The following is a 5,842-nucleotide window of genomic DNA, read 5'->3' as shown; positions in this document are numbered from 1 at the left end:
TCACCATCGACACCCTCAAGCGCCTGCACAATATCGGACATGGGCCGACAGAGCGCATCATAAAGCCGCTGTCCCGCCTCGGTCAGGCGCACGGCCCTGGTGGTGCGCGTGACGAGCATCGCACCGAGATCGTCTTCAAACCGTCGTATTCCCTGGCTGACGGCAGAGCGGGTGACCCCTAGACGATCAGCGGCGGCGCGAAAATTGTCCTCCTCGGCCACGGCAAGAAAGAGGGGGAGAAGATTATAGTCCAGTCGCATTGTCAAACATTACTAACCAGCCAGTCGAGCATTCGACAGATACACGCAACATCAATTCTCGTCCAACCTTTTGGTGCCATTCGACAACCAGAAGGAAGATCGACATGAAAGCACTACTTCTAGCAGCCTGTTTGCTGGCCCTGGCCGAGCCAGTCGCGGCCCAACCCTGTCCGCTGGACGGAGGCAACGCCCCGCTTGCCCTTCACAAATCGTGGATCATGGAGGGGTGGGAACGCAATGAAGGCGACCCGACCTTCGTCTTCGCCGAGAAGATGAGCCGCTACTATGATGTGAAGGCACCCCGGGGCGTCTTCTACGACAATTTCGCACCCGGCCCGACACAGCTTTTCGACAACGCCGCTGTCTACGGAGCGAACTGGGAGAACCTCCAGAATGGCGCACGCTCCGTTCGCCACGCGCTCACCGGCGGTGATGATCAGATTGCGGGAGGCGATGTCGCCTCCACGACAATCGGTTTTGTCGGGCAGATCAGCCGCCTCGACGGAGAGGTCGTCGCATTCGACGGGCGCTCGCAGCTCGGTTGGGTCTGCATCGACGGCGCGTGGAAGATCCGTCAGGAGCTGAATTACGCGCGGGTGGTCAAACCGCAGGATATTGCACACTTCTATCGGCAGCAGGCGGAAGGCAAATGAGCATGTCCGATGCCACCCATCCCTACGTCGGCATGTGGGTTACGGCAGATGGCCATATCCGGCATCAACTCCTGCCAACCGGCCGCTATCTCGAGGCGCGCGGCAATCGCGAGCGCGCCTACGAGGGACGTTACGAGATAAATGCGAGCCACATCTACTATTGGGACGACACGGGGTTCACCGCCGACGGCGAGTTCGTTGACGGCATCCTGCACCATGCCGGCATGATCCTCTATCGGCAATAGACGGTGGAGGGGGACCAGGCGTGAATTTCGCGCCCGGCCTTTCCGATACGGCTCACGCAGCCGGCGGGCAGCGTGGCCATCGATCTGGCGGAAATGGATGTATGCGAAACAGGCCTGCGATAGGATCGCGGGCCTGATTCATTTTCGGTGCCCCACCATGGACGAGAAGACACCTGCCCGCCGGCGCACCGGCGACCTCACCAGCGGCCCGATCCCGCGCACGCTGCTGCTGTTCGCCTTGCCGGTGCTCGGCTCCAACGTGCTGCAGTCGCTCAACGGCTCGATCAATGCCGTATGGGTCGGCCGCTTCCTCGGCGAGGCGGCGCTGACCGCGACTTCCAACGCCAATCTGGTGCTGTTCCTGATCCTCGGCACGGTGTTCGGCATCGGCATGGCCGCCACCATCCTGGTCGCGCAGTCGGTCGGCGCCCGCGACCTGCCGGAGGCGCGGCGCATCGTCGGCACCAGCGCCACCTTCTTCTTCCTCGTCTCGGTGGTGTTCGCCGTCTACGGCTGGATCTGGGTCGACGCCATCCTCAACACGCTGGGCACGCCGGCCGACGCGCTGCCGCTGGCACGCTCCTACCTGCGCATCATCTTCGTCGCCGTGCCGATGATGAACCTGTTGTCCTTCGTCATGACGGTGCTGCGCGGTGCCGGCGATTCGCGCACGCCGTTCGTCTTCATGGCGCTGGCGGTCGTCCTCGACATCGTGCTCAACCCGCTGCTGATCCGCGGCCTCGGGCCGTTCCCGGAGCTCGGCATCGCCGGATCCGCCACCGCCACGCTGATCGGCCAGACGGTGAGCGTGATCGCCATCCTGATCGTGCTCTATGCCCGCAAGCATCCGCTGAGGCTCGCCGGCGCCAACCTCGCCCTGCTGCGGCCCGATCCGGCGCTGCTCAGGATCGTCGTCTTCAAGGGCGTGCCGATGGGCCTGCAGATGATCGTGATTTCCGCCGCGGCGCTGACGGTCATGGGCATCGTCAATTCCTACGGTTCTCAGGTCGCCGCCGCCTACGGCATCGCCGCGCAGCTCTGGACCTATATCCAGATGCCGGCGCTCGCCATCGGCGCCGCCGTCTCCTCGATGGCGGCGCAGAATGTCGGCGCCGGGCGCTGGGATCGCATCGGCAAGGTCGCGGCTTCGGGCGTCGGCTTCAACCTGGTGCTGACCGGCGCGCTGGTCTTCCTGCTGTTTTTCTTCGACCGTTCGATCCTCAGCCTGTTCCTCAGCACCGACAGCGCGGCCATAGACATCGCCGCCCACATCAACAATGTCGCGTCCTGGTCGTTCATCCTGTTCGGCGTCACCATCGTGCTGTTCGCCACAGTGCGCGCAACCGGCGCGGTGATGCCGCCGCTGATCATCCTGGTGATCTCGGTGCTGATCGTGCGCACCGGCTTTGCCTATTTCTTCCGGAGCGTGATCGGCGAGGAGGCGCTCTGGTGGAGCTTTCCGGCCGGCTCGATCACTTCACTGGCGCTGGCCGCCGCCTACTACCGTTTCGGCGGCTGGCGCACCCTGCACATGATCGAGGGCAGGCCGGCCGCCGGCGAACCGCCGGACACTGGTCTCGGCGTGCCGCGCCAGCGCGCGAACATGGCGCCCGAGACGCCGGACGGCTGAACCCTAGCGCGCGTATTTCGCGCCGAACCCCAGCGCCACCAGCGCAAAGACCGTGATCATCCCGGCAAAGGCCAGGCTTGCTGCCGTCGCGCTCGTCCAGTTCGACAGGATGCCGATGCCGATGACCGGCAGCGCGTTGCCGCAGAAGCAGCAGATGAAGAAGGCCGACACAACTTCGGCGCGCCGGTCGTCCGGCGCGATCTGGTTCACCACCTGCAGGCCGCCGCGATAGCCGAGCGCCGCCGCCACGCCGCACAAGCCGGTTGCGGCGATCATGATTGCCATGGACGCATAGACTTGCGCGGCAACGACCAGCGCCACGGTTGGGGTCATCAGCGCCAGCGCCGCCAGCATGGTGATGCGGCTGGACAGTCGCACCGTCAGCAGGATGGTCGCGGCCGCCACCATCGACAGCTCGAAGAACAGCGCGCCGGCCTCGGCATGATTCGTGACCTGCAACTGCTGCGCCAGAATGCTTGGCGCCAGCGCCGCGTAGAAGCCGACCAGCGCCATGGCGCCGAAGCCAGTCACCGCCGGCGCCACGAAGGCCGCGCGGATGTCGGCGGGCACCGACAGCCGTGGCCACATCGAGACGTCCGAGAGCCGCCCTGGCCGCGACACGGTTTCCTGGGTGCGCCAGATCAAGAGCGTGACCAGGGCAAGCAGCGCCAGATAGAGCGCGAATGTCAGCCTGAGTGGCCAGGGCGCGTATTCGGCAAGCATCCCCGACACCAGCGCGCCGAGGCCGAGGCCGACGAAATTGGTGCTGGTGGCGATGGTTGCGGCGCGCGATCTGTCCTCGCTGTCGAGCAGCTCGGCGAGCCAGGCGGTGCCTGTTCCCGCGCCGACGCCGATGCCAAGACCGCTCAGGATGCGGGCGATATCGAGCCAGGCGACATTTTCGGCGAACAGGAAGACCAGCGCACTGACAAGGGCGGTCGCCATCGCCGCCAGGGCGGCCGGGCGGCGGCCGATGGCATCCGACAGCCGTCCGAACACCAGCAGCGCCGCCAGATTGCCGACGACGTAGACGGCATAGACCAGCGTCAGCGTCATCTGGGAAAAGCCGAAGGCTTGCTTGTAGATGACGTAGAGCGGCGTCAGTACCGTGCTTCCGGCAAACAGCGCCGCGCTCATGGCGGCGACGGCGGTGGTCGCGGCGCCGCCGCCGAATTCATTGTCGCGCGTCATGGCTTGAGCGTAGGTCGTCATCTCGACGTCCTTCTTTTTGGGGAATGCCCGCCTAACGTGCAGATGGTGACGGCCGTTCCGCTCGCCCAATACGCTCCTGACAGGATGGTCAGTATGGCGCCACGCGAAATCCTCTCGTACCCTTCGCCTGTTCAAGGGGAGAATCGATGGGCAAAGGACGGGTCGAAGCATTCACCGATGGCGTCGTCGCCATCATCATCACCATCATGGTGCTAGAGCTGAAGGTGCCGCATGGCGAGGATTTTTCCACCCTCGCGCCGTTGTGGCCGGTCTTCTTCAGCTACGTCCTGTCCTTCATCAATGTCGGCATCTACTGGAACAATCTGCACAACATGTTCCACACCGTGCAGCGCGTCGACGGATATGTCCTGTGGGCGAACCTCAACCTTCTGTTCTGGCTGTCGCTGATGCCGGTGACGACCGCTTTCATGGGCGAGAACCATTTCGCGCCGGTGCCGGTCGCCGTCTACGGCGCCGACCTGGCGCTCTGCGCCGTCGCCTACACGATCCTGGTAACCAAGCTGCGCCACCTGCACGGCGCGGACACGACCTTTGCCAGGGCGGTGGGCCAAGACAGGAAGGGCAAGGTTTCGCTGGCGATCTACATAGCTGGTGTGCTGCTCACCTTCGTCAACCAGTGGATTGGCGTCGCCCTCTATGTGGCGGTGGCGATAACCTGGTTCGTGCCGGACAGGCGCTTCGAGAGGCTTATCGAAAAGTAGACGACGCTACGTCCGCATGGCCTTCAGCTTTTCAGCCACTGACGCCGCGAGGTCGGCATAGCGTTCCTCCAGCCGCTCGGCCGCCTTGATGACGGGAAAGTCATGGTCGAATTTCTCCAGCGCCATGCGCAGCTTCTCGACGAAGTCGGCCTGCTTCTCCAAAGCCGAGAACAGTGTCTTGACCTGCGCCTCGCTGATGTCGGGATTGGCCAGCATCTTCGGCACCTCGCGGCCCATCTGGTCGCCGGTGGCGGTCTGCTCCTTCAGGATTTCGGCCCAGTCGGTCAATCGGCAGTCTCCTTCGATGGGGGCAGCATGCGCGGCGGCCGCCCATGCGGTCAACCCGCCAACGTCGAAGCGGACTTGCCTGAGCCTGATCCGGCGTTAAGTTCGGCGCAACCTCGAACAAGGACCCTGCCATGACCACCGACGCCGAATTCCAGTCCGCCCTCCCGGCCCTCGCCTCCGGCAACGTCGCCGTCATCACCGGCGGCGCCAGCGGCATCGGCCTTGCCGCCGCGAAGAGGTTTGCGGCCATGGGCATGAAGATCGTGCTGGCCGATATCGGCGGGGCGCGCCTCGACGAGGCAAGCCGGGCGGTCGCCGCGATCGGCGGCGACGTGCTTGCCGTCGCCACGGATGTTTCCGCGGCCGACGAAGTCGATCGGCTGGCGGAAACGGCGCAAGGCGCCTTCGGCGACGTGTCGCTGCTGATGAACAATGCCGGTGTCGGCAACAATCCCGGCAAACCGTGGGAAAACCGGGATGCCTGGCAGCGGCTTCTCGCCATCAATTTCTGGGGCGTCGTGCATGGTGTCGAGGCCTTCGCGCCGGCCATGCTGGCCTCGGGCAAAACCGGCCTGATCATCAACACCGGCTCCAAGCAGGGCATCACCACGCCGCCCGGCAATCTCGCCTATAACGTCTCCAAGGCCGGCGTGAAGACCTTCAGCGAGGGTCTTGCCCACGCTCTGCGCAACGAGCCCGGCGCCAGGGTCTCCGCCCACCTGCTCATCCCGGGCTTCACCTATACCGGCCTGACCGAAGGCGCGACCGAGAAGCCGGCCGGCGCCTGGACCGGCGAGCAGGTCATCGACTTCATGCTCGCCTCGCTCAAGCA

General features: G+C 64.8%; 8 protein-coding genes. 5 read left to right on the top strand and 3 right to left on the bottom strand.

What is annotated here, in order from left to right; all coding sequences use genetic code 11:
- Nucleotides 1-260: LysR family transcriptional regulator (locus tag EOA33_RS21645; RefSeq protein ID WP_145989226.1), on the bottom strand; the 260-nt coding region annotated here is incomplete at its 3' end.
- 104 nt (nucleotides 261-364) lie between these two features.
- Here EOA33_RS21645 and EOA33_RS21640 point away from each other — a divergent pair.
- The 3 genes from EOA33_RS21640 (at nucleotide 365) to EOA33_RS21630 (ending at nucleotide 2,788) form a co-directional block, all read left to right on the top strand.
- Complete coding sequence (locus EOA33_RS21640; RefSeq protein ID WP_127406538.1) at nucleotides 365-913, top strand: hypothetical protein; 549 nt, start codon at nucleotides 365-367, stop codon at nucleotides 911-913.
- On the top strand, nucleotides 910-1,158 hold the full coding sequence (locus tag EOA33_RS21635; protein WP_126053922.1) for an Atu4866 domain-containing protein: 249 nt from the start codon (nucleotides 910-912) through the stop codon (nucleotides 1,156-1,158). The genes EOA33_RS21640 and EOA33_RS21635 overlap by 4 nt, the downstream gene beginning before the upstream one ends.
- A 157-nt stretch (nucleotides 1,159-1,315) precedes the next feature.
- On the top strand, nucleotides 1,316-2,788 hold the full coding sequence (locus EOA33_RS21630; RefSeq protein ID WP_127406536.1) for an MATE family efflux transporter: 1,473 nt from the start codon (nucleotides 1,316-1,318) through the stop codon (nucleotides 2,786-2,788).
- Between the two features lie 3 nt (nucleotides 2,789-2,791).
- Here the strand turns inward: EOA33_RS21630 and EOA33_RS21625 are convergent, their stop codons facing one another.
- Nucleotides 2,792-4,000, bottom strand: coding sequence for an MFS transporter (locus EOA33_RS21625; protein WP_126053920.1), 1,209 nt, complete (start codon nucleotides 3,998-4,000; stop codon nucleotides 2,792-2,794).
- Nucleotides 4,001-4,146: 146 nt separating this feature from the next.
- Between EOA33_RS21625 and EOA33_RS21620 the strand changes: the two genes are divergently transcribed.
- Entirely contained in the window at nucleotides 4,147-4,722 is a 576-nt protein-coding gene (locus EOA33_RS21620; protein WP_126053919.1) for a TMEM175 family protein, read from the top strand.
- Between the two features lie 6 nt (nucleotides 4,723-4,728).
- Here EOA33_RS21620 and EOA33_RS21615 read toward each other — a convergent pair whose 3' ends face one another.
- Nucleotides 4,729-5,010 (bottom strand): hypothetical protein, encoded by a 282-nt coding sequence (locus EOA33_RS21615; protein ID WP_126053918.1) that lies wholly within the window; start codon nucleotides 5,008-5,010, stop codon nucleotides 4,729-4,731.
- A 131-nt stretch (nucleotides 5,011-5,141) separates the two neighbouring features.
- Here EOA33_RS21615 and EOA33_RS21610 point away from each other — a divergent pair.
- Nucleotides 5,142-5,842: SDR family NAD(P)-dependent oxidoreductase (locus EOA33_RS21610; RefSeq protein WP_127406534.1), on the top strand; the 701-nt coding region annotated here is incomplete at its 3' end.

It is taken from the genome of Mesorhizobium sp. M4A.F.Ca.ET.050.02.1.1, assembly GCF_003997725.1.
Taxonomy (GTDB): Bacteria; Pseudomonadota; Alphaproteobacteria; order Rhizobiales; family Rhizobiaceae; genus Mesorhizobium.
The sequence above is the reverse complement of the archived record's forward strand: the minus strand, read 5'-3'. Positions and strand labels throughout refer to the sequence as shown.

What these genes read in the sequence shown, in the direction of transcription:
- EOA33_RS21640 (WP_127406538.1), top strand. Translation starts at nt 365, where the DNA reads ATGAAAGCACTACTTCTAGCAGCCTGTTTGCTGGCCCTGGCCGAGCCA.
- EOA33_RS21635 (WP_126053922.1), top strand. Translation starts at nt 910, where the DNA reads ATGAGCATGTCCGATGCCACCCATCCCTACGTCGGCATGTGGGTTACG.
- EOA33_RS21630 (WP_127406536.1), top strand. Translation starts at nt 1,316, where the DNA reads ATGGACGAGAAGACACCTGCCCGCCGGCGCACCGGCGACCTCACCAGC.
- EOA33_RS21625 (WP_126053920.1), bottom strand. Translation starts at nt 4,000, where the DNA reads ATGACGACCTACGCTCAAGCCATGACGCGCGACAATGAATTCGGCGGC.
- EOA33_RS21620 (WP_126053919.1), top strand. Translation starts at nt 4,147, where the DNA reads ATGGGCAAAGGACGGGTCGAAGCATTCACCGATGGCGTCGTCGCCATC.